Origin of the sequence: Caballeronia sp. dw_276 (assembly GCF_018449635.1) — a bacterium.
Lineage (GTDB): Bacteria > Pseudomonadota > Gammaproteobacteria > Burkholderiales > Burkholderiaceae > Caballeronia.
On the sequence record NZ_JAAVUV010000005.1, the window covers coordinates 494,579 to 521,174 of the forward strand.

The window sequence follows — 26,596 nt, forward strand, 5'->3', positions numbered from 1 at the left end:
CCCATGCGCGGCACGGCTCGCCGTCTCATGGCAATAAGCATGTTAACTGAACTCGTCGTCCGGATTCCAGCTTGAATCGTTACGCGCTCTACCTCATCGCGGCCATGCTGCTGGTCGGCAGCAATGTCGGCGTCGGCAAGTCGATTGTCGCTTTCATCCCCGTCTCGCTGTTCGCGCTGCTGCGCTTCGTGATCGCGATGGCCGTGCTCTGGCCGCTGCTGCGTCCATCGAAGATGCGAAAGGTTCAGCGCGGCGAATGGGCGAACCTGTTCCTGCAAGCGCTCTTCGGGACCTTCATGTTCACGCTGCTCATGCTCAACGGCGTGCAGCGCACGAGCGCCGTGGCGGCAGGCGTCATCACCAGCACGATCCCGGCGGTCGTCGCGTTGTTCTCGTGGTTGTTCCTCAAGGAACGTCCGAACGGCCGGGCGCTGATTTCCATCGCGCTTGCGATCGTCGGCGTGGTCGTGATCAACGTCGCACAAAGCACGGGCGGCGCGCACGAAGCGGGACGCGCGCACTCGGACAGCTCGTTTATCGGCAACCTGATGGTGCTCGGCGCCGTGTGCTGCGAATCGTTCTACGTGATCCTGTCGCGGCGGCTGACGCAGACGCTTCCGGCCATCGATATCTGCGCGTACACCCATTTCTTCGGTTTTCTGCTGATGCTGCCGCTCGGCTTTTCAGCGCTCGTCAGCTTTGATTACGCGAGCGTCAGTCTCAGTGTCTGGAGCCTTGTGCTGTGGTACGGGTTATCGGCGAGCATTTTTTCGTTCTGGCTGTGGATGAAAGGCATCCGTCACGTCGATGGCAGTCTCGCCGGCGTATTTTCCGGGCTGCTGCCGATAGCGGCGGCGCTTTACGGCATCGTTTTTTTGGGCGAACGTCCGACTGTCGCACACGGGATTGCGCTGGCCTGCGTGGTCGCGGGAATCGTGCTCGCAAGCGTGAAAACAAAAACCACGCCGCCGATGACTTCCTGATACGCAGCAACTAGGGTTGTCCCGCAGACCGGTCACTTCATCGCGCTACAATGTCGGACTTTCTCAGAATTTGGCGGGCTCGGTCGTTTTGCGCTCCAGCCCGTCGTCTTCACTGATCAGATCATTTCATCCACCGACCCGGCACCGCTCATGTCCGCATCCCCGAACATCCCCGGCACCCGCTCTCCCCGGCGTCCGATGAAACCGCTTCCCGTCGTCATTTTCATGAGCCGATGGCTCCAGGTTCCGTTGTATCTGGGCCTGATCGTCGCGCAAGCGGTCTACGTGGTGCTGTTCCTGAAAGAAGTCTGGCACCTCGTCACGCACATGACGACGCTCGACGAAACCAACATCATGCTGGTCGTGCTCGGCCTGATCGATGTGGTGATGATCTCGAACCTGTTGATCATGGTGATCGTGGGCGGCTACGAGACGTTTGTGTCACGGCTCGGCGTGGAAGGTCATCCGGACCAGCCCGAGTGGCTCGATCACGTGAATGCCGGCGTGCTGAAGGTGAAGCTTTCCATGGCGCTGATCAGCATTTCGTCTATCCACTTGCTGAAGACGTTCATCAACCCGGACCAGTACTCGGAACACGCGGTGATGTGGCAAGTGCTGATTCACGTCGCGTTCCTGGCGTCCGCGCTGATCATGGCGTGGGTCGACCGGCTGACCACCCACACGCATCCGGAACACTTCCACGAAAAGCCGGCAGCACCCGCGCCGGCGCACGAATAAATTTTGTAGCAACACGATCGAGCGCCATTAAAGGCGCCGCTGAAAGTACCTCAACGTCACGATAAAGTTTCTTATAAGCCCGTCCCCACACGTTCAAGCCATGACCATCATCAAGCAGGAAGATCTGATTCAGAGCATCGCGGATTCGCTGCAGCACATCAGCTTTTACCATCCGCTCGACTACATCCAGGCGCTCGGCCGCGCGTACGAACTCGAAGAGAGTCCGGCCGCGAAGGACGCGATCGCGCAGATCCTGACGAACAGCCGCATGTGCGCGGAAGGCCATCGGCCGATCTGCCAGGACACGGGCATCGTCACGGTGTTCGTGAAGGTCGGCATGGACGTGCGCTGGGACGGCGCGACCATGGGCGTCACCGACATGATCAACGAAGGCGTGCGTCGCGGTTACCTGAATCCGGACAACGTGCTGCGCGCGTCCATCGTGAGCCCGCCAGAAGGCGCGCGCAAGAACACGAAGGACAACACGCCGGCCGTGATCCACTACGAGATCGTCCCCGGCGACAAGGTCGATGTCCAGATCGCGGCCAAAGGCGGCGGCTCGGAAAACAAGACGAAGTTCGCGATGCTGAACCCGTCGGATTCCATCGTGGACTGGGTGCTGAAAACCGTGCCATTGATGGGCGCCGGCTGGTGCCCGCCCGGCATGCTGGGAATCGGCATTGGCGGCACCGCCGAGAAAGCGATGGTCATGGCGAAGGAATCGCTGATGGACGCCATCGACATTCAGGATGTCATCGCGCGCGGACCGCAGGATTGGATCGAAGAGTTGCGTGTCGAGCTGCACGAGAAGGTGAACGCGCTGGGTATCGGCGCGCAAGGTCTTGGCGGCCTCGCGACCGTGCTCGACGTGAAGATCATGGCCGCGCCGACGCACGCTGCATCGAAACCCATCGCGATCATTCCGAACTGCGCGGCAACACGTCATGCGCATTTCACGCTCGATGGCTCGGGCGTCGCGAAACTCGAAGCGCCGTCACTCGATGCATGGCCGAAAGTCGAATGGGTCGCGAACACGGAAACGAGCCAGCGCGTGGACCTGAACACGCTGACGAAAGAACAGGTCGCCGCGTGGAAGCCGGGCCAGACGCTGCTGCTCTCGGGCAAGATGCTGACGGGCCGCGACGCCGCACATAAACGTATCGCCGATATGCTCGCCAAGGGCGAAAAGCTCCCTGTCGACTTCACGAACCGCGTGATCTACTACGTCGGCCCGGTCGATCCGGTGCGTGAAGAAGTCGTCGGTCCGGCGGGTCCGACAACCGCGACGCGCATGGACAAGTTCACCGACATGATGTTGTCGCAGACCGGCCTGATCTCGATGATCGGAAAGGCCGAGCGCGGCCCGACGGCCATCGAGGCGATCAAGAAGCACAAGGCTGCGTACATGATGGCGGTGGGCGGCGCGGCCTATCTGGTATCGAAGGCGATTCGCGGCGCGAAGGTCGTCGCGTTCGAAGACCTCGGCATGGAAGCCATCTATGAGTTCGATGTGCAGGATATGCCGGTCACGGTCGCTGTCGACTCAACCGGGACGTCTGTGCATCAGACGGGGCCGAAAGAATGGCAGGCAAAAATCGGTAAAATTCCAGTTGCGACGGCGTAGAGGGTTTAAACTCCTACCCCAGTAATCCGAAGCGATAAGAGCCGGGCCTTGTGCCCGGCTCTTGCATTTTGAGCACGTTCTGAAGAGAACTGTTGTCATTCTCATTTCACTTCGCGAATAACCGTGATACCCCGCGAATAGCGGGAAAAACACCATTTTCATATTGGCTTTTTAAACTCAAGCAGTTATGTTTAAAAAGCTATAACGCCCCACAAGGAACCACGATGAAAGGCGACGTAAAAGCGATCGAATATCTGAACCTGCAGTTGAAGAACGAACTGACGGCGATCAACCAGTACTTCCTGCACGCCCGCATGTACAAGCACTGGGGCCTGGAGAAGCTCGGCAAGCACGAATACGACGAGTCGATCGGCGAGATGAAGCACGCCGACTGGCTGATCCAGCGTATTTTCATGCTCGACGGCCTGCCGAACCTGCAAGACCTGCACAAGCTGTTGATCGGTGAAGAAACCCTCGAGATCCTCCAGTGCGATTTGAAGCTGGAACAGATTTCGCAAAGCACGTGCAAGGAAGCCATCGCTTATTGCGAATCGGTTCGCGATTTCATCTCGCGCGAGATCTTCACGAAGATTCTCGATGACACGGAAGAACATATCGACTGGCTGGAAACGCAGATCGATCTGGTTGCGAAGGTTGGCATCCAGAACTATCAGCAAACCATGATGGGCGAAAACGAGTAATTCAACAGCCGCAATGCCTCTCGACGCAATTCGTTCTTCTTCGCAGGCGACCGGCGTGAACTCGCCCGTTGGCATTTTCGATTCGGGCCTCGGCGGTTTGTCCGTGCTGCGCGCCGTGCGCGCGGCCTTGCCGGACGAACGACTGATCTACGTCGCGGATTCGCTGTACGCCCCGTACGGTGAACGCGATGACGACTTTATCGCCGACCGGACGCTCGCGATCGGCGAATGGTTGATTGCGCAAGGCGCGAAGGCGCTCGTTGTCGCCTGCAATACGGCGACGGCGCAGTCCATCGCCCAGGCGCGCGAGCGCTTGCCCATTCCCATGATCGGCGTCGAACCGGGCATCAAGCCCGCCGCGCTGATGTCGCAAACGCGCGTGGCCGGGGTGCTGGCCACCGCTGTCACCTTGCGCAGTGCACGCTTTCAGGCGCTGGCCGAACGCTATTCAACCGATTGCCGTTTCATCCTTCAGCCGGGACACGGGCTCGTCCAGGCGGTGGAACGGTGCGACATTGATTCTCCTGAGCTGATCGAGTTGCTGAGAAGCTACGTGCAACCGATGCTCGACGCCAACGCCGACACGCTCGTGCTCGGCTGCACCCACTACCCTTTTCTCGATAAAGCCATCCGCTCCATCGCGGGCGACCGCCTTGCGTTGATCGACACGAGCGTTGCGATCGCGCGGCAACTCGAACGGCAACTGGATCTGCATGGCATGCGGGCTGCGCCTTCGCACGACGCACATTCACCGCGCTTTTGCTCGACCAACGATGGCCGGATGCAGCAAAAACTGGTGGCATCGCTGCTGGGGCTCGATATCGACGTTGAGCGTGTCGACATTCCGTCGCGCCGTACGCGAGCGCTCGAATCCGGCGCGGCCTGATTGCTCCCCAATGCGTCCTATGGACGCACAGCCGTGAAAAATGGCTGAGATTCACCGTATCTGGCCAAATAAAACCCTCCCGGGGATGCGGTTTCATCGCATTGTCCGAACGACGTGGCATTGTCCAACGGGCCTCTCCGACCCGGCCCTTATTTCCCCGCAAGCAACGTCCAAAAAAACCAACGTCCCCTATTGCCAACCTCCGCATAAGGAATGATAATAATTCGCATTAACGTTAGCTATCGTGGTTGCCACATGATCGTCTGTGTTTGCAAGTCAGTATCGGACAGAAAGATTCGCGCTTCCATTGCCGACGGCGCTTCTACTTTTGATGAACTGCAATTCGAACTGGGTGTCGCAATGTGCTGCGGCAAATGTGAAGAAAGCGTACGCGACGTCATGCTGCAAAGCGGATGCGCGTCGCATTGCGGTGTGCGCGGCGACCAGCATCAGGCCGTGCCATTGACGTTTTACGAACGCAAAGCTGCTTAAGAGCGCTTCAGGTCCTGCGCGATGCGCAACTCCTGAGCCCTACGATCTTCAACAAGCGCCACGACGCCCGGCCTCACGCCGTACGAGTGGATCATGTGCAACACCGAAGTTTTACGTTTTCCGCTCGCAAGCCAGGTCACATCAAGCCAGCACGCCAACCCCCAATCAAGGAGGGAACGATGGAACTGCTGATCGGTTTTGTGGCCACGCTGTTTATTTCTCTGCTCATCTTCCGAAAATGAAGTCCTCCAGTCTCACATGCTGCATGGGCTTTCGCTGTTCGTACGGCTTCGCAACCGTGCAACCACGCTGATATGCCGTCTCCCTCTCTCTCGCCGGGCAACGCGTTCGGCTCCGGCGCGCCGGACAATTCGTCCATCAACCCGCGCGTCATTGCGGCAGGCGTTGCCGTGGTGGGAATCCACATCGGTTTGCTAGCAGTCGCGCTCACGATGCGCAACGAGCCGCCGCCGCGGCCCATCGAATCGAAGACGATCACCGCCGAACTGATCAGCGCCGCGCCGCCGCAACCCGTTGCCGCGCCCGCAGCCATTCAATCGACGCCCGTTCCTCCGCCGCCGAAACCGGTTCCACCGAAGCCGACGCCCAAGCTCAAGCCCACCGTGCAGCCGCACGTGAAGGCCGCGCCGACGCCGCTGCCGGAAACCACGGCGCCATCGACGATTGCGGCCGCCGCGCCTGAAGCAGCGCCTGCTCCGCCCGCGCCGCCGGCCCCTGCAGCCCCGCCGGCTGCCGCGCCGGCGATCGGCCGTCCAACGATGTCGCTCAACGCGCCAAAGGACGTCGCCCATCTCGAATGCAACATCGCAATGCCGGAATATCCCGCGCTCTCGCGGCGTCGGGGCGAATCAGGTACGGCGGTGGTGAAGTTCGTCGTCGGGCTGACGGGAAAGATCGAGAACATCGAACTGAAGAAGAGCAGCGGTTCGTCGAGGCTCGATGACGCCGCACTTGACGCCATGCGCTCAAGCGCCTGCAAGCCGTACAAGGAAAATGGCGAGGCGATCCGCGCCGCCTATTCCCAGCCGTTCGTCTTCGGGCTGAACGACTAGAGCACGCACGCCGCCAAGAACACAGAATCCGACCTAATTTTTAGATATCTACAGGAACTGCAATGCAAAGCTATGGTTTGGCCCACGTCTGGGCGCAAGGGGATTTCGTAACGCGAGGCATCGCGCTCGCGCTGGCGATCATGTCGGTGCTGTCGTGGACCGTGATCGTGGTGAAGGGCCTGAATGTGCTGCGCCTGAAGCGCTTGACCAAGAACGCCGAGCAGGCGTTCTGGCATTCCGACGATTTCGCCGATGGCATCAAGAAGCTCAGCAATCATTCGGCCAAAACCCAGGACAACCCGTTCCTCGCGCTCGCCCTTTCGGGCCAGGACGCTGCCGATCACCATCATCAGACGCAACCGCATCTGCACGACCGCATGGATGTGTCGGACTGGATCACGCGCTGCCTGAAAGACACCATGGACGAAGGCGTCGGCCGCATGCAAGCGGGTCTTGCCGTGCTGGCATCGATTGGCAGTACCGCGCCGTTCGTCGGCTTGTTCGGTACGGTGTGGGGGATTTATCACGCGCTGCTGACCATCGGCGCGACGGGACAGACGTCTATCGATCAGGTCGCGGGACCGGTCGGCGAATCGCTGATCATGACGGCGTTCGGCCTGTTCGTCGCGATTCCGGCAGTGCTCGGCTATAACGCGCTGACGCGCTGGAACAAGGCTATCGTGACGAAGCTGAACCGCTTTGCGCACGGCCTGCACGCGTTCTTCGTGACGGGTACGAAGCTGGCATCGAGCAAGCGAGGCGACGGTTTGCGCCTCGCCACGCATCAGGCTGCAAGCACGGCGTCGGGTGTCAAGCCTGCATCGCGCGTGAGCTAAGGGGACGTCGTCATGGCCATGAGCCCTTTTTCCAGCGACGAAGATGACGGCATGATGAGCGAGATCAACATGACGCCGCTCGTCGACGTCATGTTGGTTCTGCTGATCATCTTTCTCGTCACGATTCCCGCCATCAATCACGCGGTGAAAATCGATTTGCCGAAGGCAAGCAGCCAGCCGCAGGACACCAAGCCGGCACACGTGGACGTGGCCGTGGAAGCGGACGGCACGGTGCTCTGGAACGACCAGAAAGTCGACGATAACGCCCTGCAGGCTCGCATAGCCGATGCGTCGAAGCAGACGCCGCAGCCGGAGTTGCGTTTGCGCGCGGATCGCAAGGTGCCGTATGAACGCGTCGCCGACGTGATGTCAGCCGCGCAAGGCGGCGGGTTATCGAAGATTGGCTTTGTGACCGAGCCAAAGGCCGGCGCGAAGTAAGCTTCGGACGCACCAAAGTAAAAGGCCTTCATCACAATGATGAAGGCCTTTTTTTGTGTGCGCTCGGCACATTCGGGCTAGCGGTTACTTTGGGGCCGAGTATCCCGATCCCGCGGCATCGCCACATGCGACAGCCGTGCTCGACACGGACAGCGCGATTAGCCCTATCAGGCCTACTATAAAAGTGGCCGTGAGTTTTCGCATAAGCAGCTCCTTAGCGAAGAGATTTCAATATAGCGCCGAGGTACAACTCGTTCAAGCGCATACCGATTGAATCTCTGCATCGCAAGCGCACGCTTCAATGTCAGAAACTTGCAGCCACACCTAGTTTAGTCACACTGTTTCGTGAGTGCGCTCAACCGGGAGAGGACATTCTCCCGGGAAGCGATCGCCGTCATTGATTGACTCGACCAGAAAATCTACAAAAGCGCGAATCGCAGGGACCATGCCCTGCCGCGATAAAAACACCGCATACAACTGCGGCGTAGGGAAAGTCCAGCCAGGCATGACGGGCGACATCTGGCCAGTGCGCAGCGCCGCACCGTACAACATCTCCGGCAACGCCGCGATGCCCACGCCGCGCAGCACAGCCTCGCGGATCATGCCCAAGTCTGCTGTGACCAGGCGCGGTTCGTGTTCGAACTCGTGGCGTGTGCCATCGGGGGCAATCATCCGGAATACGTGGCGACCGTCGCTCGAGGGGACGTCGATGGTATCGAATTGAGCCAGTTCCGAGGGCGCAAGCGGCGGCGCATTGGGTTTGAGCAGCGACGGCGCCGCGACCAGCATTTGCTCCGTGCGCCACAACGGCCGCGCGACGATCGTGGAATTGACCGGCGGCTCGGAACGCACGCGCAGGGCGACATCGACGGGATCTTCGAACAGATCGATCACGCGATTCGTCACGCTCATGACCACGCGGACCTCGGGGTATCGATGCAGGAAAACCGGAATTACCTCCGATAAAAACGTCTGCGCGATCGTGACGGGCACGCTCACCCGCACACTGCCGCGCGGCGAATCCCGAAGGCTATGGACGACATCGACGGCCGCTTGGGCCTCGGCGAGCATGCCCTTGCAATGCTGGTAGAAAAGTTGCCCGGCTTCGGTCAGTGCAAGCTTGCGAGTGGACCGCTGCATCAGCCGTACGCCGAGCGACGTTTCCAGCTCCGAGACCCGCCGCGACAAACGTGATTTCGAAATGCCCAGCACGCGCTCAGCCGCAGAAAACCCGCCGTGTTCGACTACGTACGAGAAATACATCAGATCGTTGAGGTCGTGCGAGTCAGGTTTCATTCGGGCGCGGGATTGATGTAGCGGTTGTTTCAGTGGTGGGACAATCCATTGCGGATGGACGGCTTTTTCTCCGGAATACGGTCCATATAATAGCTCCATGTTTTAAATTTGGCGCTAATCGCTGACTTGGCGCCCTATCCGGATCGACTGAGGCGAGGACGAAAATGGACACCACACGCAGTATCGAACGCACCATTCCGGCGCTCCGCACGGTGGAGGGCGGCGGTTTTGTCGTGCATCGGCCGTTTCCCACGCGGCTGTTGATGGACTTCGATCCGTTTCTGCTTCTCGACGAATTGGGACCTGTCGATTACGCACCCGGCGAGGCCAAAGGCGCGCCTGACCATCCGCATCGCGGGTTCGAGACCGTCACGTATGTGCTCGAAGGCCAGTTCGGCCACAAGGACTCGGCCGGACATTCGGGCACGTTGCGCGAAGGCGATGTGCAATGGATGACCGCCGGTTCCGGCGTGGTTCATAGCGAAATGCCCGATCCGGAATTCACTCGCACCGGCGGCCGTGTACATGGGCTGCAGCTTTGGGTGAATCTGCCAAAGCGCGACAAGATGATTCCGCCGCATTATCAGGAGATTTCATCGGCGAGCATTCCGGTTGGTGTGAGCGACGACGGGCGCGTGCGCGTGAAGGTCATCGCGGGCGAAGCGCTGGGCGTGAAGGCGGCTATTGAAACCCGCACGCCGATTCTGTATCAGCATTTCTCGCTGCAACCTGGGGCATCTGTCGTGCAGCCGGTGCCGAAGGATTTTCGCGTGTTCGGTTATGCGTTGTCGGGCGACGGCTTTTACGGCGCCGATAAACAGCCGGTCAAGGCGCGGCAGATGATCGTTTTCGCGGACGACGGCGAAACCGTCACCTTCACCGCCGGCGACGAACCCCTCGAATTGCTGCTGCTCGGCGGCGTGCCGCTGAAGGAGCCGGTCGTGCGCTACGGTCCTTTCGTGATGAACACGGAAGACGAGATCCGCCAGGCCGTTGTGGACTATCAGGCAGGCCGGATGGGCGCGATCAATCACTGACCGGCCCACCAGGCGTCTGTTTCACCGGCGCGGCACGAAGGACACTATTTGCGTCACAATAGTCCTTCGTGCCGCGCCGCTTTATCGTCTGCGCCGTCTGCACTTTTACGTACCGCCCGTCCCACTCACACGGAGTACCGCATGTCCGAAAAGTTTGTGTCGCCGGTTGTCAGCGCCAGCATCGGCGCCGAGGATTTTCAGGTCGCCTTGAGCGACGGCAAGCATGAATGGCTCGGCGATGAACCCGCGTCACATGGCGGCGCCGATACCGGCCCGACTCCGCATGGCCTGTTGCTGTCGAGCCTGGGTGCGTGCACGTCGATCACGCTCAAGATGTACGCGAAACACAAGGGCTGGCCGCTGGAAGCCGTTCACGTCACGCTCACCTATCAATCCACGCCGCCGGAAGCCACGGTGATAGACCGTCAGATCAAGCTGACGGGCGAACTGGATGACACGCAACGGGAACGTCTTTTGCAAATCGCGAATGCCTGCCCTGTGCACAAGATCCTGTCTGGTTCGATCGCGATCAACTCCGGGCTCACGCCCGCTTGAACGCGCGCGATCAACACCCTTAACGATCACCTCAAGGAAAACGTCGTTTTGAATTTCGAACACCTCATCCAGATCAACGACCCGCTCAACCCGTTTGTGGAAGCCATGACGCGCGAACAGGTCTGGCAAGGGCTTGTGCTGCGCGTAGAACAGCCGCAACTGTTCGTGATCGGCCTGGATCGCTGCGCGATCCTGTCGCGCGACGGCGACGTGATCGAGCGCGAATTGCACTACGGCCAGGCGCGCGTGCGCGACCGCGTGACCTTGATCCCCGAAAGCAGCGTGCGCTACGACATTCTGCCAACCGCCGAACATGTGGGCGGGTCGCTGACCATGGCGATCGAACAGCCGGACGAGCTTCAGCTATTCCTGCGCTTCACCTACGCGACCACCCTGCCCGTCGCCGATGATCCGAACGCCAGCCCCGACGCACTGCAGACGCAGGAAATCGTGAAGTCAGCGTACAGGGAAGCGGATATCGACACCGTCAGGCTGATTCGCCAGTTCGCGCATGGCAACAAGTTACAGGGCCCGCTGCATTAAGATCCGGAACTGCGTTTCGACAGAAAGCCGTTGACTATCGAAATGTAAAATCGATGAAGACATCGTTGTTGCAAATAAGAATGGTTATCATTAAGATTACTCCATCGACTCAACGAACGGACTTCTCGACATGACCGACATCCTGCGCTCCAACACGCTTCGGCTGCGCCGCCCGGTTGAGCGTTCCGCTGCGGCGACCATCGCGCGGCCGCGTACTGCAGTCGTGACTACGGCGCGTCCGGCTTCGGCTGTTTCCACGGAGAGCGCCGAACGCACACTGCGTAGCGACACGCTGCTGCAAGGTCAGAGTCACATCAGCATCATGCATAACGGTGAGACGTATCAGTTGCGCGCCACGCGCCTGGGCAAGCTGATTCTCACGAAGTAATACGCAAACCGAATTTCAGTACCAGGTATTGTGGGGACCACCTCTTCGAGAGGTGTTTGGCAATAGCCAGCCATGACGGCTTGCACGCGAGAATTTAGACCCCTTCGTGCAAACACCAGCCAGTCGTCGATAGCCAGCGAAGCCGCTTTTTTTTGGTCCCCAGCGAGTGCTTGTATAAGCACCACCAACAAAGCAAAAAGCACGTTTTCTCGATGAAAACGTGCTTTTTTGTTATCTGAACGAGGCTGCAGATCAGACGTTTTCGATACCCAGCGACGCGATACCCGCCTTCGCCACGGCCGCATCCTGATCCGACTTCACGCCGGAAACGCCGACTGCCCCGACGATGTCCGCGCCCACCATGATCGGCACGCCGCCTTCGAGCATTGCGGTCATTGGCGCGCTCAGGAATGCAACGCGGCCCTGCTTGATCATGTCTTCGTAGAGCTTCGTTTCACGGCGTCCGACTGCCGCCGTGCGCGCCTTGCCGGTTGCCATCTCAGCCGTGCTCGCGCCGGCACCATCAAGCCGATGTAGATGCAGCAAATGCCCGCCATCATCGACAATGGCAATTGTCACATTCCATTTGTTCGCGAGCGCATGCGCCTCGGCGGCGGCTGCGATGATCTTTACGTCTTCGTCGGTCAATGCGGGTTTTGTTCTCATGGTCACCTCCAGGTTGGATTTGCGAATACCCACAAGGTTACCGCGAGAAGCCCCAGAACATCAGGTACCAGGCGCTATCGACAACAGCCAATGCAACAATAAACCACAGCATCGCGGCCACGCCACGCGACATCACGCGACCGGGCACGTACCGTCCAATGACTCGCCACGCCAGCCACGCACTCCAGAGGTTCGCGACACCGAGCAAACCCAGGCGCATGTCAGTGACCCACCAGAGCGGCACGTGCTCGGCGCGCAACAGCGAAACCGTAGTCGCCGACAAACCCAGAAACACGCCCACGCCCGCTACAGGAATCAGCGCCTGGGTCAGATGATGCAATCTCTTGAACTCGAAGCGGCCAAGGGTCCGCGTACCAGCTGCAAGCAAGCCGAGCAGCACGGTGCCATAAACCAGTCCGGTCACGACGATATAACCAATCACCATGCTGCCGTCGAGCCACGAAAAAACGTCGTTCTGCTCGGGGTAATGCGTGAAGAGGAACCATGGCGCGTTGGTATCGAGCGGCCAGAGAATGTTGTGATCGATCAGCCAGCTCGCGAAGATCTGCTTCAGCTGGACAAACCACGGACTCACGGTCCAGTGGAATGCGCCGATCGCGATCCCCAGCAAACCATATAAAACCAGTGCCGTGTCCCACGGGTTGGCTTGTTTATCGCCGAGCTTGACGATCTCGGACGAAGGTGAGCGCCACGTCAGCGAAATCGCATCGCGATGCCCGCTGCAACGTCCGCACATATGACAGTCCGATGCGCCCTTCATGGCCCGCAGCGGCACGAGCGGCGCACAGTTGACCGGAATCACCCTGTGCCCATGCTCGCCTTCTTTATACGACTTGCGCCATGCGTCCTCGTTGACCTTGTAATGGAACGGCGCGAGCCGCGCCAGCAACGAGAACACGCCGTTCACCGGACACAGGTATTTGCACCAGACGCGCTTCTCGCGCCCGTACAACACGCCGATGATCATTGCGCCGACCGTCGATCCGCCCAGCACCAGCAGGACGGCTTTCGGATATTGATAAACGCTGACCATCTGGCCGTAGATGGTCGTAATGCCAAACGCCACGAACGGCCAGCCGCCCCAGCGCAACCAGCGCGGGATCGCCCAGCCGCGCCCGAACTTGCTTGCAAACTCAGTCAGCGCGCCTTCGGGACACAACACGCCGCACCAGACGCGGCCGAGCATCACCATGGACAACAAGACGAACGGCCACCAGATGCCCCAGAACACAAACTGGGCGGCAACCGTCAGGTTGTTCCAGATATGCGCCGTGTTGTCGGGCAATGGCATCACTGCAGGAACCAGAATCAGGAAGGCATAGAACAGCACCACAACCCACTGGATTCCGCGGATTATGCTGCCGTGCTGTTGCATCCATTGCCCGGCTTGTTGCAGCCGGCCGGGCCGATTCAATACATCGCTCATGCTGGACGTCTCACCGATTTTTGCGCCATGCGGTTCTTCGAGCGGCGCAGCAGAAGGAAGATGACGGCCCAGTACACGGCGTACGCAATCAGGTTCATGCCGGCCGGATGCGCGCGGTATCCCGTAAGCGTCGCGACGAGGGAGCCGAACGTGCTGGAGTCATCGAGAAGCCACGACGAATTCCAGACCTGATTCACGACGACAGGCAGGATTTCCTTGTCGATCAGCTTGTCCACGCCGGTCTCGAACAAGCCGGCTGCAAGGAACAGCAACATGATCTCGGTGACGCGGAAAAACAGGCGCCACGAGAAAATCTTGCCGCCGAGTTGCAGCAGGTAGAACGTGAGAAACGCAAGTCCAAGGCCGATCACGACAGCGAGATACTGCGCTGAATCGACGTGTCCCGACTGGCCGAAACCCAGGCCGTAAAGGAAAATCACCGTCTCGCTGCCTTCACGTGCAATGGCGAGCGCGACGAGCAGCGTCACGCCCCACCAGTTTGCGTCCTGCTTGCTCTTTTGCAGCGATGCTTCCATGTCGCGCTTCATCGACCGCCCGTGGTGCTTCATCCACAGCACCATTTGCACGATCAGCACACATGCCACGAGCACCATACCGGTCTGGAAATAATCCTGCGCATCGCCGGACAGTACTTCGGTGAAGCCCACGAGCGCCGCACCCAGCGCCACGGCGGCCAGCAAGCCGATCGCCACGCCGGCCCACAAATACGGGATGCCGCGACGCGCATCGGCGTCGCCATTTTTCAGCCATGCGTACAGGATGCCGACGACCAGCAGCGCCTCGACACTTTCCCGCCACACGATGAAAAGAACCTGACCCATTACCTTCTCTCCCGCTTAACTAGCCGATACAACCACTACTTCGCAACAATGACGCCTTGCGCCGACTGGTGGAAATCGTCGAAGAACTTGTATTCGCCCTTGTCCAGCGGCGCAATCACCACGAAAGAATCGGCGCCCGGGGCGAGCACTTTTTCCTTGCGCAACTGAATACTCTCGAACTCGGCCGCGCCCTTGCCCACGTTGTGCACTTCGATCTTGAAGCGCACGCCCGCCGGCACTTCGATACGCGCGGGATTCAGCTTGCCGTCATTCAGTTCGAGCTTGAATGTCGGGAGGTCGGCAGCTTGCGCCGATGCAGCGCTGGCAAACCAACCTGCAGTGATCGCCAGCGACGCCGCGATCAATCTGTATTTACGTTCCATGCATCCTTCCTGGCTGCGGTGTCCGGCAAACTGCACAAGTCTGGCCGGACGCCTGAGTCCAACTAAGCGACCGCTTTAGTAACCACCCTTCTTGCCGATGCCGGCGAACGGGAAGTCATACTCGATCGTGTACGGCTTGAACCACGGACCCACGCCCGTTTCCTTGTCGACGTGGCGGCCGAACGCCATGTGGCCGGTTTGCATCGGCGGCGCGATGTTGAGTTTCAGATGATATTTGCCCGGGCCGAAAAGCTTCACGTTGTCGCCGTAATGAGGACCGTCGCTCGCAACCATGGCCATCAGGTCGCCCTTGATGCTTTGTGTCGTGCCGACCTTGGTCAACTCATACGTGACCTGGAGATAAGGCATCCAGTCGCCTTCCGCAAAGCCCGTCGGATTGTTCTTGACGGCGTGGATGTCGGCTTCGAGGTGAATATCCGAATCCGATGCCTTGCGCATCATGCCTTCTGGTTCCATCGTGATCGGCTGCAAATAAACGGCGCCGACTTCGATGCCGTTCTGGATGTTCTGCTTGCCGATCGGATATTCCGCAGCCGATGCCGAGACCATTGCCGCAAGAGCGACCGCAGCCACCGAGCCGCGTACCAAAGTTGCAACCTTCATCCGTAACTCCTTCTTGTTATTGATCAATGCGTTGATTCGACACCGTTGTTTCGCCAACACCCAACGTTGGCCCTAAAAATCCAGAATGAGAATGCGATCCGAAAGTTAATACGAACCATTCTCAATGATTAGGAAGTTTAGCACCGATCCAAAGGACGAACAATTCGACGCAGCGAACAAAGCCTTGTACGGACAAGGGTTTTGGCCCGTCCTATGACCGGCTCCCGCACATAAAAACAGCGGGCTCCAAAGCCCGCCGTCCTGGTCGTCGCCGCTACGAAGGGCTCAAAGATGGTCGCCTACATTCGCGCCGAAAACACGCTGCCGCAACAGCGACAGTTGGTCGCGCGTCTGCGCCGCTTTCTCGAATTCGAGATTTTTCGCGTGATCCATCATCTGTTTTTCGAGCCGCTTGATTTCCTTCGATATCTGCTTTTCAGACATGTCTTCGAACTTCGCGCGCGTCTGCGCTTCCTTCAGCTCGGCGCGGGCGTCGTCGACGTTATACACGCCATCGATGATGTCCTTGATCCGCTTCGTCACGCCCCGCGGCGTAATGCCCATCGCGAGGTTATGCGCGATCTGCTTCGTACGCCGCCGCTCGGTTTCGCCGATAGCGCGCTTCATCGAATCCGTGATGTTGTCGCCGTATAGGATCGCCTTGCCGTTCACGTTCCGGGCAGCCCGGCCGATCGTCTGGATCAGAGAACGCTCGGCGCGAAGGAAACCTTCCTTGTCGGCGTCGAGAATTGCGACCAGCGATACCTCAGGGATATCCAGCCCTTCTCGCAACAGATTGATCCCGACAAGCACGTCGAAAGATCCCAGACGCAGGTCGCGGATGATTTCAACGCGCTCGACTGTATCGATGTCGCTGTGCAGATAACGCACCTTTACGCCGTGATCCGCCAGGAATTCAGTAAGCTGCTCGGCCATGCGCTTGGTCAGCACCGTGACCAGCACGCGTTCGTGCACTTTCACGCGCGCATTGATCTCGCCAAGAACGTCGTCCACTTGCGAGCGCGCCGGACGTACTTCAATTTCAGGATCGACCAGACCCGTCGGGCGGACGAGTTGTTCGGCGACCTGTCCTGACGTCCTGTTTTCGTAATCAGCCGGTGTCGCCGAGACGAAAACCGCCTGGCGCATCTTGCGCTCGAACTCGTTGAACTTGAGCGGCCGGTTGTCCAGCGCCGATGGCATCCGGAAGCCGTAGTCGACCAGATTCTCCTTGCGCGCGCGGTCGCCGTTGTACATGCCGTTCAACTGGCCGATCAGCACGTGCGACTCGTCGAGCAGCATGAGCGCGTCGGGTGGCAAATAATCGACGAGCGTCGGCGGCGGTTCGCCTGGCGCCGCGCCCGAGAAATGCCGCGAATAGTTCTCGATGCCTTTGCAGAAACCGAGTTCCTGCAGCATCTCAAGGTCGAAACGCGTGCGCTGCTCGAGCCGTTGAGCTTCGACCAGCTTGCCGTCCTTGTGGAAAAACTCGAGACGCTCGCGCAATTCCGCCTTGATCGTCTCGATTGCCCGCATGACCGTGTCGCGCGGCGTCACGTAATGGGACGACGGATAAACGGTAAAACGCGGAATCTTGTTGCGCACCCGGCCGGTGAGCGGATCGAACAGCTGCATCGACTCGATTTCGTCGTCGAAAAGCTCCACCCGCACCGCCATTTCGGCGTGTTCGGCCGGGAAAATATCGATGGTATCGCCGCGCACGCGAAAGCTGCCGCGTGAAAAATCCGCTTCGTTCCGGTTGTATTGCATCGCAATCAGCCGGGCAATGATGTCGCGCTGGCCCAGCTTGTCGCCCGTGCGTAGCGTCAGAATCATCTTGTGGTATTCCGACGGATTACCGATACCGTAGATGGCCGACACCGTCGCCACGATCACCACGTCGCGCCGCTCAAGCAGGCTTTTCGTGGCGGAGAGCCGCATTTGCTCGATATGCTCGTTGATCGACGAGTCCTTTTCGATGAACAAATCGCGTTGCGGTACGTAGGCTTCCGGCTGGTAATAATCGTAGTAGGAAACGAAATACTCGACGGCGTTGCGCGGGAAAAACTCGCGAAACTCCGCGTACAACTGCGCGGCGAGCGTTTTATTGGGCGCAAACACGATCGCCGGACGGCCCATGCGCGCGATGACATTCGCCATGGTGAAGGTCTTGCCCGAGCCTGTCACGCCAAGCAGCGTCTGAAACGACAGGCCGTCCTCGATCCCCTCAACAAGCGTGGCAATCGCCGTCGGCTGATCGCCCGCGGGCGGATACGGTTGATAAAGCTGGAACGGCGAGCCTTCGAAGGTGACAAACTTCGATTCGTCGAGCGTTTCTGCGGCTTCAATTAGCGGGGTATCGGACATGAGGAAGCGGTGCCTTTGGCCGAGAGCAAACATCCATTCTAGCGGTTCACGATGGAGCAAGCTTGACGGCCGATCAGGGTTTGTCGGATCGATCCGGGCGACGCGCGCCGGTTTCCTCGCATTCGCCCAATATTTTGCAGTTGAGGCGTCCGCGTCAAAACGCAAGTGTTTGTTTTGATGGATGAAAGCATCCGCTTGTGAAATCGGTAACTCGCGCTGCTGCGGCTTCGTTTCTTGAGAAAACCGCAAAATCCGTCATGTAAAAACGCAAATTCTCCCAGTTCTTCAGCTTCGCCGGGCCGAAAAGCGCCGCTCAATTCGTTACAATGCCGAACTGGGGTTTTCATCGATGGGAAGGAGTTTTTTGTTGGCTCCTAACGGCGCGGTCGAAGCACAGCTTGCCGCGAATTCCATCCCGAACGCCCGTGCATGCCTTTCCACTACCGTCGATAAATCATGTCCCTTTTCTCAGCCGTCGAGCTTGCCCCCCGTGATCCGATCCTGGGTCTGAACGAAGCCTTCAATGCCGATCCGCGCAGCACCAAGGTGAATCTCGGCGTCGGCGTGTATTTCAACGAAGAAGGCAAGATTCCGCTTCTGCGCGCCGTCCGCGAGGCCGAAAAAGCACGCGTCGAACTGGCCGCACCGCGCGGTTACCTCCCCATGGAAGGCATCGCCGCGTATGACGCCGCCGTGCAAAAACTGCTGCTCGGCAACGACTCCTCGCTGATCGCCGATGGCCGCGTGATCACGGCTCAGGCGCTCGGCGGAACGGGTGCGCTGAAGCTCGGCGCTGACTTCCTGAAGCGCCTGAATCCGGCGGGCAAGGTCGCTATCAGCGACCCGAGCTGGGAAAACCATCGCGCGCTGTTCGAATATGCCGGTTTCGAAGTCCTGAACTACCCGTACTACGATGCTGGCACGCACGGCGTGAAGTTCGATGCCATGCTCGAAGCGTTCAACAGCTACCCGGCTGGTACGGTTGTCGTGCTGCACGCGTGCTGCCACAACCCGACCGGCGTCGACCTGACCCCGGCGCAGTGGGAACAAGTCGTGGCGACGGTCAAGGCGCGCTCGCTCGTGCCGTTCCTCGATATCGCGTATCAAGGCTTCGGCGAAAACATCGACGCCGACGCGGCCGCTGTGCGCCTGTTTGCCAAGGCCGACATCAACATCTTCGTGTCGTCTTCGTTTTCAAAGTCGTTCTCGCTCTACGGCGAGCGCGTCGGCGCGCTGTCGATCATCACGAGCGGCAAGGAAGAAGCTGGCCGCGTGCTGTCGCAACTCAAGCGCGTGATCCGTACCAACTATTCGAACCCGCCCACGCATGGTGGTTCGGTAGTCGCAGCCGTGCTGGCATCGCCGGAACTGCGCGCGACTTGGGAACAGGAACTCGGCGAAATGCGCGACCGCATCCGCGCCATGCGCAATGGCCTGGTCGAGCAAATAAAGGCAGCAGGCGTCGAACGCGACTTCAGCTTCGTCAACAAGCAGCGCGGCATGTTCTCGTACTCGGGCCTGACCGCGCCGCAAGTTGACCGCTTGCGTGAAGAGTTCGGCATCTACGCCGTCGGCACGGGCCGGATCTGCGTTGCCGCGCTCAATACGCGCAACCTCGAAGTTGTAGCGAATGCCATTGCGACCGTACTGAAGTAAGTTTGTTTTTGCGGTTCCCGGAAACAGCGCTCCTTGAGGGCGCTGTTTTTTTGGGGCCCACCGGTTGTGTCAGCGCCCGTCGCGATGAATATCGTGCGTGACAAAACCGGAATCGTTCTTAGGCATATCCAGCCAATCGTGATGATCGAGTGTGCCGCGAATGTCGGTTAATCCGCTTTCCCAATGCTCCCGCATGGTTGACAACCCGAATTGATAGTCCTTGTAATGCCCTTCGAATTCCTTGTGCCGGTAGATGAGGTGGATCACGTTGTAGCGCTTCGAGCACGCCAGCTCCTCGGCCGCCTTGCACCATGGGTCGCTGTTACGAACGTCTACCGGCACTTTCTCCAGCACTTCCCTCAAGACGTTCCGGAATCGTTGTGAACGCTGCATGGTGTCCGTAACCAGTCTTGTACGGCTCGAAAACTGGACGTCCTTCACTCGCCCCATCACATCCACAATGCTGTCCGGTACCGGACCTTTCGCGCTCCATAAGTCGACCTGGAACGCGAGCGTGTCACGACGCGGCGTTGCTTGGGCAATCTCGTATAACGGCGTATTCGACATGAGTCCGCCATCCCAGAAGTATTCGCCGTCGATCTCGACCGCGGCGAAGCCCGGCGGTAAAGCGCCCGACGCCATGAAATGCTCTGCACGCAGCTTCATGCGCGTGTTGTCAAAATACGCGAAGTTTCCCGTTGCCACGTTCACCGCTCCCACCGACACTCGCGTTTCCCGCGAATTGATCCGGTCGAAATCGCAAAGGCCTTCGAGCGTCGCCTTCAATGGCCGCGTGTCGTAGTAACTGGCGGTGCCGGGATCGCCCGCGGCCAACGGAGACGGCGGCGGAAATCGCGGGATGAAAAATCCCTTCTGCCCCTCCACCAGCGCGCTCGCCGCCTGCATGGCAGTGAAGGCTTTGCGGATTTCATCGGTCGAATTGAAAAATGCGTGCTCGACGAACGCCGGTAGTGGCGGCATGAAAGCCGGCTGGCAGATTGTTTCCCAAAACTCGAGCAACCGTGGCACGCGGTCCTGCGGCGCATTACCCGCGATGATCGCCGTATTCAGCGCGCCAATCGAGATCCCCGCGATCCAGTTCGGATGAATACCCGCTTCGTTCAAGCCTTGATAAACGCCGCCTTGATAAGCGCCGAGCGCCCCGCCTCCTTGCAACATCAACGCAATCGTTTCGTATGGCGGCAACTTGATCGCTCCGCTTGATGCCGTGGCTTCAGGCAAGTCCCCGACACCGAGCAATGTCATCTTGCGAGGCTCGCTCGTTACCTTCGCGCGTTTCGACTTCGCACGCCCGCCAACACTTTCCGTCCGGTCTGCCATTGAAACTCCTTTGACGCGTAACACGCCGAAGCGCTGATGCCCGATCACTCGAGAGCAATGAGACCACGCAAAGCCGCGTCGATCAACCTTCTCCACACCTCATATCCCATTCGGCCAGCTTTTCGACGCCGCTGCGCCGCCGTACGCTTTGAACCGGGAAGATGCCCGTTGCCGCGTTAATCTCAAAAACCGATTAAGCTTTGAGACGCAACTTGCTGTATTAAAAACCCGAAACTGGAGATATCGCATATGAACTATCGTCGGCTTGGACGTTCTGGATTGCAGGTCAGCGAATTGTCGATTGGCTCGTGGGTCACCTACGGCACCCAAGTCGATCACCGCGCTGCGCGCGAATCGCTCGCTGCAGCGCGCGACCACGGTGTCAATTTCTTCGATAACGCCGAGGTCTATTCCAAAGGTGCGTCGGAAGAAATCATGGGCCGTGCATTGAAGGAACTTGCCTGGCCGCGCGTCAGTTATGTGGTGTCCACGAAATTTTTCTTCGGCCTTAATGAAGGTACGAACCAGCATCAAACGCTCAATCGCAAATACCTGCATAACGCCATCGACGGATCGCTGGCACGTCTGCAACTCGATTACGTCGATCTCGTTTTCTGCCATCGGCCGGATCCCTATACGCCAATAGAAGAGACGGTATGGGCAATGAGCGACATCATCGCGCGCGGCAAGGCCTTGTACTGGGGCACGTCCGAGTGGAGCGCCGATGAGATTCGCAGCGCCTATGACATTGCCGATCGGCATCATTTGCACAAGCCCGTGATGGAACAGCCAGAGTACAACCTGCTGCATCGAACGCGCGTTGAAAAAGAGTACGCGCGGCTCTATGAGGACATCGGATTGGGTCTCACAACGTGGAGCCCGCTTGCATCAGGATTACTGAGCGGGAAATATCGAGATGGCGTTCCCGCCGACAGCCGCGCGCGACTCCAGGGTTACGAGTGGTTATCGAAGAAGCTCACGGACAAGAGCACGAACAATATTGTTGGAAGACTCGCCGAGGTTTCTGACCAGCTCGGCTGCTCGCTTGCGCAACTGTCCCTCGCCTGGATCTTGTTGAATCCGCATGTCAGCACGGTCATTACAGGCGCGTCGCGCGTCGAACAAATTCACGAAAACATGAAAGCGATCGACGTCGTGAAAAAAATCACACCCGAGATCAAAGCGCGCATCGAGGAGATCGTTGGCGACGCGTTCGTCTGAGGCACGACGGGAGACAGGATGCGGGTCGGATACAATAACTGCCCTGCCGACGTGTAAACGCACTCATGTCGGCGACTGTTTTTCATCTGGCTGGCTTTGCGCCGCTCCTTCTTGTTTCTCGTCTCCGCTCATTCATCGCCATGCTTAGTTACCGACACGCCTTCCACGCAGGCAATCACGCAGACGTGCTGAAACACGCGGTCGTCGTGCAGTTGCTGCAATACCTTGGCCAGAAGGACAAGGCGTTCTGGTATATCGATACCCACGCCGGCGCCGGTGTGTATTCGCTTGCCGATGGTTACGCGACCAAAACGGGCGAGTATGAAACGGGCGTAGCCAAGCTATGGGGCAAGCGGGACCTGCCTGGTTTGCTCAAGGATTACGTCAAGGAAGTCAAAGCGCTCAATGCAGACGGCACGCTGCAGTTTTACCCCGGCTCGCCCTACCTTGCGTGGCGGACCATGCGCGAACAAGACCGGATGCGCTTGTTCGAGCTCCATTCAACGGAAATCGATGTGTTACGTCACAATTTTCGTGATGCCGGCCGCCGCGCGATGCTTTTCGAAGGCGATGGCTTCGACGGCATTCTCAAGCTTTTGCCGCCTCCACCCCGCCGGGCGCTGGTGCTGATCGATCCGTCTTACGAGGATAAGCGCGACTACGCGCGTACGCTGAATTGCCTTGAGGAAAGCTTGAAACGCTTCGCGACGGGAACTTACGCAGTCTGGTATCCGCAGGTGACACGCCTGGAGTCGCAGCGTTTTGCCGATCAGCTAAAGCGCGTTCAGCCGAAGAACTGGCTTCACGTTTCATTGACCGTGAGCAAGCCGCCGGTTGATGGCTTCGGCTTGTTCGGTAGCGGTATGTTTGTCGTGAATCCGCCGTACACGCTTGTCGGGGAGTTGAAAGAGGCACTCCCTTATCTAGTCGATGCACTCGGCCAGGACAGTAAAGCCTCCTTCAAACTGGAGCATCGCGGCGACTGAGCAACGCCCAAGGCCCCTACTGCGCGGATGTGACGGAACCCGTCGCCGTATGCGGATCGGACGAACGAGCCGACGTCTTCGGCTTGACTCCGACGGTTCTTGAGACGGTCGAGGGGTCGGTAGCGGTTGATATCGGCGCAATTGAAACCGTGGGTTGCGCTAGTGGTTGAGCCCGTGGTTGTTCACTGGATTGCGGTCGCGTGCGGGGTTGCAGAGATTGTGGCTGCGGCTGTACGTGGGGCTGACCGCTTGCGGGCATGCCGTACAAACTGCCGGAGTGCGATGCCGAAGAACGCAATCCGCGGTTACTCCCAATTCCAGCAGTGCCCGGTTGAGACTGGGTGCCCGGCGCTATGCCATAACCTTGCGCCCCTGCGTATCCCCCCGGCTGTACCTCGATATACGGCGAAACCACGATTGTCTGCTGTCCTTGTTGCGGAACTTCGGGCAGCGACCCAAGCGGGCGCGCGGGAACCATGCCCGGCTCATCTAGCGGCCCGGTCTGCAGAACCGTACCGCCGGCGCCGCTATGAATTCCGCTTTGCGTGTCGAGAATAAGCGGCCGTCCCCCTGCTTGCGCAAACGCATCCGCTATCATCGCGCTGAAAATCAGCACTACGCACACCGGCGCCCCGTACCCGATCAACGTCGTTCTAGAACTCATGGCGCCCCCGCGTCAAATTTCTGATTGCCCTGCTGGTCTCGATCAACCCGTTCATATCATATGAAAGCGCTTTACCTTACCGCGATGGTAAGCCTTAGGCTAGCTTTCTCAAAGCCGACACTTAAGGAGATTCAATGACGTTCCCGAAAACTTTCATTGCTAGCATCGCTGCTTTTGCGATGTCCATCGCGGTATCGATGCCAGTCGCTTTTGCTCAAGCGTCGACACCCGCCGACTCTATGGCCGGCATGGACATGTCGACCACGAAAAACAGCCATGACGACGAAGCAACGAAAGCATTCCAGGCAGCCGACCATTCGATGATGTCGGGCATGTCCAACATCGAGTACACCGGAAACGCCGACCATGACTTTGTGACGCACATGATTCCCCATCATCAGGGAGCGGTTGCGATGGCCAAAGTCGAGCTCAAGTACGGTAAAGACGCCAAGTTGCGTGCGCTGGCGAAAGAGATCATTGCTTCCCAAGATAAAGAGATCGCGTTCATGAAGCAATGGCTGGCCGCTCACCCGCAGAGCAAGTAATCGCCAAAGCCCGAAAACGACAAAGCCCCGCACGCGGGGCTTTTTCAATGCTCAACCGGGTCACCGGCGGCAATTTACAGCGAATAGCCTTCGGTTTCCAGCGAGCGAATACGCTTTTCGAGCTGGACGATATCCGACGATTGAGCCAGATACTCTTCGCGGCGGTTACGTTCTGCGGTTTCAAACCAAACGCTAACTTTTTCGAGCAAGAATGCAAACATGATTTTTTCTCCAAGGATCTCAAATGAATCCCCGGCGGTTCGGGTCAGGGATATCCCTCAAAAGGGTTAACCCGAATTATAGAGGAAGGCCTTGGGAGATGTTAGTGAAATGCTTGCATTGGGTGCATTCTGATTTGGAATGGTGCATGCACTAAGGCTGTACAACCCGCTGATTCGTAGACGTTTTTCAGGTTCAAGACGAGTATTGGATGTTTTTATGAGCTATTTCGGTGCATTTTCCACGCGCCAAACCTTGCCTTGCACCAAATCCCGTCAACCCGCAAGTCGCTCCAGAATTGGACAGTCGGGTCGATCATCGCCGTGACAATTGACAGCTAGATGCGCCAATGTATCGCGCATGTCGGTAAGCTCCGCGATCCGCCGGTCCAACTCTGCAACGTGCTCAAGCGCAATGGCTTTGACCTCAGCGCTGGCGCGTTTCCGGTCTTGCCACAACGCCAAGAGCTTCCGGATATCTTCAACAAGGAATCCGAGTCGACGCGCTTGCCGAACAAATTGAAGTGCGTGAACCTCATGCGTCCCGTAGACACGGTAACCAGACGTCGTGCGTCCCACCGGCGGCAATAGCCCGACGCTCTCGTAGTATCGAATCATCTTGGCCGTCACACCTGACGCACGCGCCGCTTCACCAATGTTCATCATCGATCTCCGAATTTTATCTGGACTGTACACCTTCCAACAGTGGGAAGGTATAGCATGACACATTCTCGCAAGCCAAACAAAGGAAGGTCGTGATGGAATTTCAAGTAGAAGGCATGAGCTGTCAGCATTGCGTCGCGGCTGTGACGCGCTCGATTCACGAGGTCGATGCCACCGCAAAGGTTCAGGTCGATCTCGAAAAAGGAAAGGTTGTAGTGACGTCATCCAAACCGGTCGATGATCTCAAAGAAGCCATCGATGAGGCGGGCTACACCGTCGTGTCGGCAAAAACCGCATGACGATTGGCAACTCCGACTTCAAGGTCATTCTGATCGGTGCGTCCGGGCTGCTTGGGCGAGCCGTTTCCAGCGAACTCACCGAGCAGACACGATGGCAGGTTGTCCGGACAGCATTTCGTCACGCGGACGCGAACAGCGTCAAGCTTGATATCCGCGACAAAGAGGCGGTTCGTACGTTTATCTTTGAGCAGGAGCCCGATGCCATCGTGGTAGCGGCCGCCGAGCGCCGTCCTGATGTATGCGAAAACGATCCCTCACTCGCAAAAGCATTAAACGTGGATGCGCTGGAGTTCATCGGGGCGGCCGCTAATGAGACTGGTGCGTGGGTACTGTCGATTTCTACTGACTATGTCTTCGACGGCACCCAACCACCCTATCGCCCCGACGACGCGCCGAATCCACTTAACGCTTACGGCCGCAGCAAGCTAGATGGTGAGCGCGCGTTGATGCAGTCAATTGCCCGTTCCTGTGTTTTACGCCTGCCGCTGCTTTACGGGCCGGTGACGGACTGGAGCGAGTCGGCTGTGACCAGCTTGGTGCCGGCGATTGTGAAGTCAGGCGTCGACAATGTCCCGGCGATCATGGACGCATGGGCGACGCGGTATCCAACCTTCACGCCAGACGTGGCGATCGTGATCCGACAACTATTGGAGCGCTGTGAAAGTGCCAAGGCCGTAAAAGGCGTGGTGCACTGGTCCGGTAATGAATCGATGACAAAGTTTGACATCGCCGGTTGTATCGCCCGGGTATTGCGGCTTGACGCCAAGATCCATTGTCAGCAGACACCCGCCGATGCTACGCCTCGTCCAAAGGATTGCCATCTCGCATCCGCCGCACTGGACAATATGGATATCGGTCGGAGAACGGCGTTTGAGGTTGGGATTCGCGCTGTGCTGGATAGCTGGCCTAAGCCAACAGTCAGTCGGCAGACTACGTGACGGCAGCGCGGCTCTGTGCGCACTTGTCGCGCCCGTTCGAGCACGCAAACGATGCAGGCCGCGCTAAGTTCGGCAATGCCGTAAACTCGCCTTATAAACGCAAAAACCCCACTTTTTGGGTGGGGTTTTAAGCGACTGCGGTGGAT

The 26,596-nt window shown here is 58.7% G+C and carries 29 protein-coding genes; 19 read left to right on the forward strand and 10 right to left on the reverse strand.

Annotated elements, in window-relative coordinates; translation table 11 throughout:
- Nucleotides 1-71 precede the first annotated feature (71 nt).
- The 9 genes from HB633_RS13620 (at nucleotide 72) to HB633_RS13660 (ending at nucleotide 7,771) form a co-directional block, all read left to right on the forward strand.
- On the forward strand, nucleotides 72-983 hold the full coding sequence (locus HB633_RS13620) for a DMT family transporter (protein WP_213778598.1): 912 nt from the start codon (nucleotides 72-74) through the stop codon (nucleotides 981-983).
- Nucleotides 984-1,133: 150 nt separating this feature from the next.
- Entirely contained in the window at nucleotides 1,134-1,721 is a 588-nt protein-coding gene (locus HB633_RS13625; protein ID WP_213778599.1) for a TIGR00645 family protein, read from the forward strand.
- Between the two features lie 100 nt (nucleotides 1,722-1,821).
- On the forward strand, nucleotides 1,822-3,345 hold the full coding sequence (locus tag HB633_RS13630) for a fumarate hydratase (protein WP_213778600.1): 1,524 nt from the start codon (nucleotides 1,822-1,824) through the stop codon (nucleotides 3,343-3,345).
- Nucleotides 3,346-3,569: 224 nt separating this feature from the next.
- Nucleotides 3,570-4,046 (forward strand): bacterioferritin, encoded by a 477-nt coding sequence (bfr, locus tag HB633_RS13635; protein WP_213778601.1) that lies wholly within the window; start codon nucleotides 3,570-3,572, stop codon nucleotides 4,044-4,046.
- 13 nt (nucleotides 4,047-4,059) lie between these two features.
- Nucleotides 4,060-4,932: a glutamate racemase gene (gene murI, locus HB633_RS13640; RefSeq protein WP_213778602.1), complete on the forward strand. Its 873-nt coding sequence runs from the start codon at nucleotides 4,060-4,062 to the stop codon at nucleotides 4,930-4,932.
- Nucleotides 4,933-5,187: 255 nt separating this feature from the next.
- Nucleotides 5,188-5,424 carry a (2Fe-2S)-binding protein gene (locus HB633_RS13645; protein WP_213778603.1) on the forward strand — a complete coding sequence of 79 codons (237 nt, stop codon included), beginning with the start codon at nucleotides 5,188-5,190 and terminating at the stop codon, nucleotides 5,422-5,424.
- A 314-nt stretch (nucleotides 5,425-5,738) separates the two neighbouring features.
- Complete coding sequence (locus tag HB633_RS13650; protein ID WP_213778604.1) at nucleotides 5,739-6,497, forward strand: energy transducer TonB; 759 nt, start codon at nucleotides 5,739-5,741, stop codon at nucleotides 6,495-6,497.
- A gap of 62 nt (nucleotides 6,498-6,559) precedes the next feature.
- Nucleotides 6,560-7,333, forward strand: a complete 774-nt coding sequence (locus tag HB633_RS13655; RefSeq protein ID WP_213778605.1) for a MotA/TolQ/ExbB proton channel family protein — start codon at nucleotides 6,560-6,562, stop codon at nucleotides 7,331-7,333.
- A gap of 12 nt (nucleotides 7,334-7,345) precedes the next feature.
- Entirely contained in the window at nucleotides 7,346-7,771 is a 426-nt protein-coding gene (locus tag HB633_RS13660) for a biopolymer transporter ExbD (RefSeq protein WP_060819173.1), read from the forward strand.
- 333 nt (nucleotides 7,772-8,104) lie between these two features.
- On the opposite strand, the gene HB633_RS13665 is transcribed toward HB633_RS13660, so the two are convergent.
- A complete protein-coding gene (locus HB633_RS13665) occupies nucleotides 8,105-9,067 on the reverse strand; it encodes a LysR family transcriptional regulator (protein ID WP_213778606.1) in 963 nt (320 codons plus the stop codon).
- A 164-nt stretch (nucleotides 9,068-9,231) separates the two neighbouring features.
- On the opposite strand from HB633_RS13665, the gene HB633_RS13670 reads away from it, so the two are divergent.
- The 4 genes from HB633_RS13670 to HB633_RS13685 all read left to right on the forward strand — a co-directional run bounded on the left by HB633_RS13670 (nucleotide 9,232) and on the right by HB633_RS13685 (nucleotide 11,590).
- The gene (locus HB633_RS13670; RefSeq protein WP_213778607.1) at nucleotides 9,232-10,104 is read left to right on the forward strand and encodes a pirin family protein; all 873 of its coding nucleotides are present in this window, start codon (nucleotides 9,232-9,234) and stop codon (nucleotides 10,102-10,104) included.
- A 141-nt stretch (nucleotides 10,105-10,245) separates the two neighbouring features.
- On the forward strand, nucleotides 10,246-10,659 hold the full coding sequence (locus tag HB633_RS13675) for an OsmC family protein (protein WP_056364324.1): 414 nt from the start codon (nucleotides 10,246-10,248) through the stop codon (nucleotides 10,657-10,659).
- Nucleotides 10,660-10,707: 48 nt separating this feature from the next.
- On the forward strand, nucleotides 10,708-11,202 hold the full coding sequence (locus HB633_RS13680; protein ID WP_213778608.1) for an SRPBCC family protein: 495 nt from the start codon (nucleotides 10,708-10,710) through the stop codon (nucleotides 11,200-11,202).
- Between the two features lie 130 nt (nucleotides 11,203-11,332).
- Complete coding sequence (locus tag HB633_RS13685; RefSeq protein ID WP_213778609.1) at nucleotides 11,333-11,590, forward strand: hemin uptake protein HemP; 258 nt, start codon at nucleotides 11,333-11,335, stop codon at nucleotides 11,588-11,590.
- Between the two features lie 252 nt (nucleotides 11,591-11,842).
- Here HB633_RS13685 and HB633_RS13690 read toward each other — a convergent pair whose 3' ends face one another.
- The 6 genes from HB633_RS13690 to uvrB form a co-directional block, all read right to left on the reverse strand.
- Nucleotides 11,843-12,256 (reverse strand): heme-binding protein, encoded by a 414-nt coding sequence (locus HB633_RS13690; RefSeq protein WP_213778610.1) that lies wholly within the window; start codon nucleotides 12,254-12,256, stop codon nucleotides 11,843-11,845.
- 37 nt (nucleotides 12,257-12,293) lie between these two features.
- The gene (locus HB633_RS13695; RefSeq protein ID WP_213778611.1) at nucleotides 12,294-13,703 is read right to left on the reverse strand and encodes a 4Fe-4S binding protein; all 1,410 of its coding nucleotides are present in this window, start codon (nucleotides 13,701-13,703) and stop codon (nucleotides 12,294-12,296) included.
- Nucleotides 13,700-14,545, reverse strand: a complete 846-nt coding sequence (locus tag HB633_RS13700) for an FTR1 family protein (RefSeq protein WP_213778612.1) — start codon at nucleotides 14,543-14,545, stop codon at nucleotides 13,700-13,702. The genes HB633_RS13695 and HB633_RS13700 overlap by 4 nt, the downstream gene beginning before the upstream one ends.
- 35 nt (nucleotides 14,546-14,580) lie before the next feature.
- Nucleotides 14,581-14,928, reverse strand: coding sequence for a cupredoxin domain-containing protein (locus HB633_RS13705; RefSeq protein ID WP_213778613.1), 348 nt, complete (start codon nucleotides 14,926-14,928; stop codon nucleotides 14,581-14,583).
- Between the two features lie 75 nt (nucleotides 14,929-15,003).
- On the reverse strand, nucleotides 15,004-15,552 hold the full coding sequence (locus tag HB633_RS13710; RefSeq protein WP_213778614.1) for an iron transporter: 549 nt from the start codon (nucleotides 15,550-15,552) through the stop codon (nucleotides 15,004-15,006).
- A gap of 285 nt (nucleotides 15,553-15,837) precedes the next feature.
- A complete protein-coding gene (gene uvrB, locus HB633_RS13715; protein WP_213778615.1) occupies nucleotides 15,838-17,919 on the reverse strand; it encodes an excinuclease ABC subunit UvrB in 2,082 nt (693 codons plus the stop codon).
- Between the two features lie 456 nt (nucleotides 17,920-18,375).
- Between uvrB and HB633_RS13720 the strand changes: the two genes are divergently transcribed.
- Nucleotides 18,376-19,575 carry an amino acid aminotransferase gene (locus HB633_RS13720; protein ID WP_213778616.1) on the forward strand — a complete coding sequence of 400 codons (1,200 nt, stop codon included), beginning with the start codon at nucleotides 18,376-18,378 and terminating at the stop codon, nucleotides 19,573-19,575.
- 69 nt (nucleotides 19,576-19,644) lie between these two features.
- Here HB633_RS13720 and HB633_RS13725 read toward each other — a convergent pair whose 3' ends face one another.
- Nucleotides 19,645-20,841, reverse strand: a complete 1,197-nt coding sequence (locus tag HB633_RS13725; RefSeq protein ID WP_213778652.1) for a patatin-like phospholipase family protein — start codon at nucleotides 20,839-20,841, stop codon at nucleotides 19,645-19,647.
- A gap of 324 nt (nucleotides 20,842-21,165) precedes the next feature.
- Between HB633_RS13725 and HB633_RS13730 the strand changes: the two genes are divergently transcribed.
- The 3 genes from HB633_RS13730 (at nucleotide 21,166) to HB633_RS13740 (ending at nucleotide 24,332) form a co-directional block, all read left to right on the forward strand.
- A complete protein-coding gene (locus tag HB633_RS13730) occupies nucleotides 21,166-22,137 on the forward strand; it encodes an aldo/keto reductase (RefSeq protein ID WP_213778617.1) in 972 nt (323 codons plus the stop codon).
- A gap of 140 nt (nucleotides 22,138-22,277) precedes the next feature.
- Nucleotides 22,278-23,123 carry a 23S rRNA (adenine(2030)-N(6))-methyltransferase RlmJ gene (gene rlmJ, locus HB633_RS13735; protein ID WP_213778618.1) on the forward strand — a complete coding sequence of 282 codons (846 nt, stop codon included), beginning with the start codon at nucleotides 22,278-22,280 and terminating at the stop codon, nucleotides 23,121-23,123.
- 903 nt (nucleotides 23,124-24,026) lie between these two features.
- A complete protein-coding gene (locus HB633_RS13740; RefSeq protein ID WP_255580927.1) occupies nucleotides 24,027-24,332 on the forward strand; it encodes a DUF305 domain-containing protein in 306 nt (101 codons plus the stop codon).
- A 74-nt stretch (nucleotides 24,333-24,406) separates the two neighbouring features.
- Here the strand turns inward: HB633_RS13740 and HB633_RS13745 are convergent, their stop codons facing one another.
- Both HB633_RS13745 and cueR read right to left on the reverse strand, forming a co-directional pair.
- Entirely contained in the window at nucleotides 24,407-24,553 is a 147-nt protein-coding gene (locus HB633_RS13745; RefSeq protein ID WP_086382270.1) for a DUF3563 family protein, read from the reverse strand.
- A 273-nt stretch (nucleotides 24,554-24,826) separates the two neighbouring features.
- Nucleotides 24,827-25,213 carry a Cu(I)-responsive transcriptional regulator gene (gene cueR, locus HB633_RS13750; protein ID WP_061999805.1) on the reverse strand — a complete coding sequence of 129 codons (387 nt, stop codon included), beginning with the start codon at nucleotides 25,211-25,213 and terminating at the stop codon, nucleotides 24,827-24,829.
- Between the two features lie 95 nt (nucleotides 25,214-25,308).
- On the opposite strand from cueR, the gene HB633_RS13755 reads away from it, so the two are divergent.
- On the forward strand, nucleotides 25,309-25,512 hold the full coding sequence (locus HB633_RS13755) for a copper ion binding protein (protein WP_213778619.1): 204 nt from the start codon (nucleotides 25,309-25,311) through the stop codon (nucleotides 25,510-25,512).
- Nucleotides 25,509-26,450 carry an SDR family oxidoreductase gene (locus HB633_RS13760; protein ID WP_213778620.1) on the forward strand — a complete coding sequence of 314 codons (942 nt, stop codon included), beginning with the start codon at nucleotides 25,509-25,511 and terminating at the stop codon, nucleotides 26,448-26,450. Before HB633_RS13755 ends, HB633_RS13760 begins: the two co-directional genes overlap by 4 nt.
- The last annotated feature ends 146 nt before the right edge of the window (nucleotides 26,451-26,596 follow it).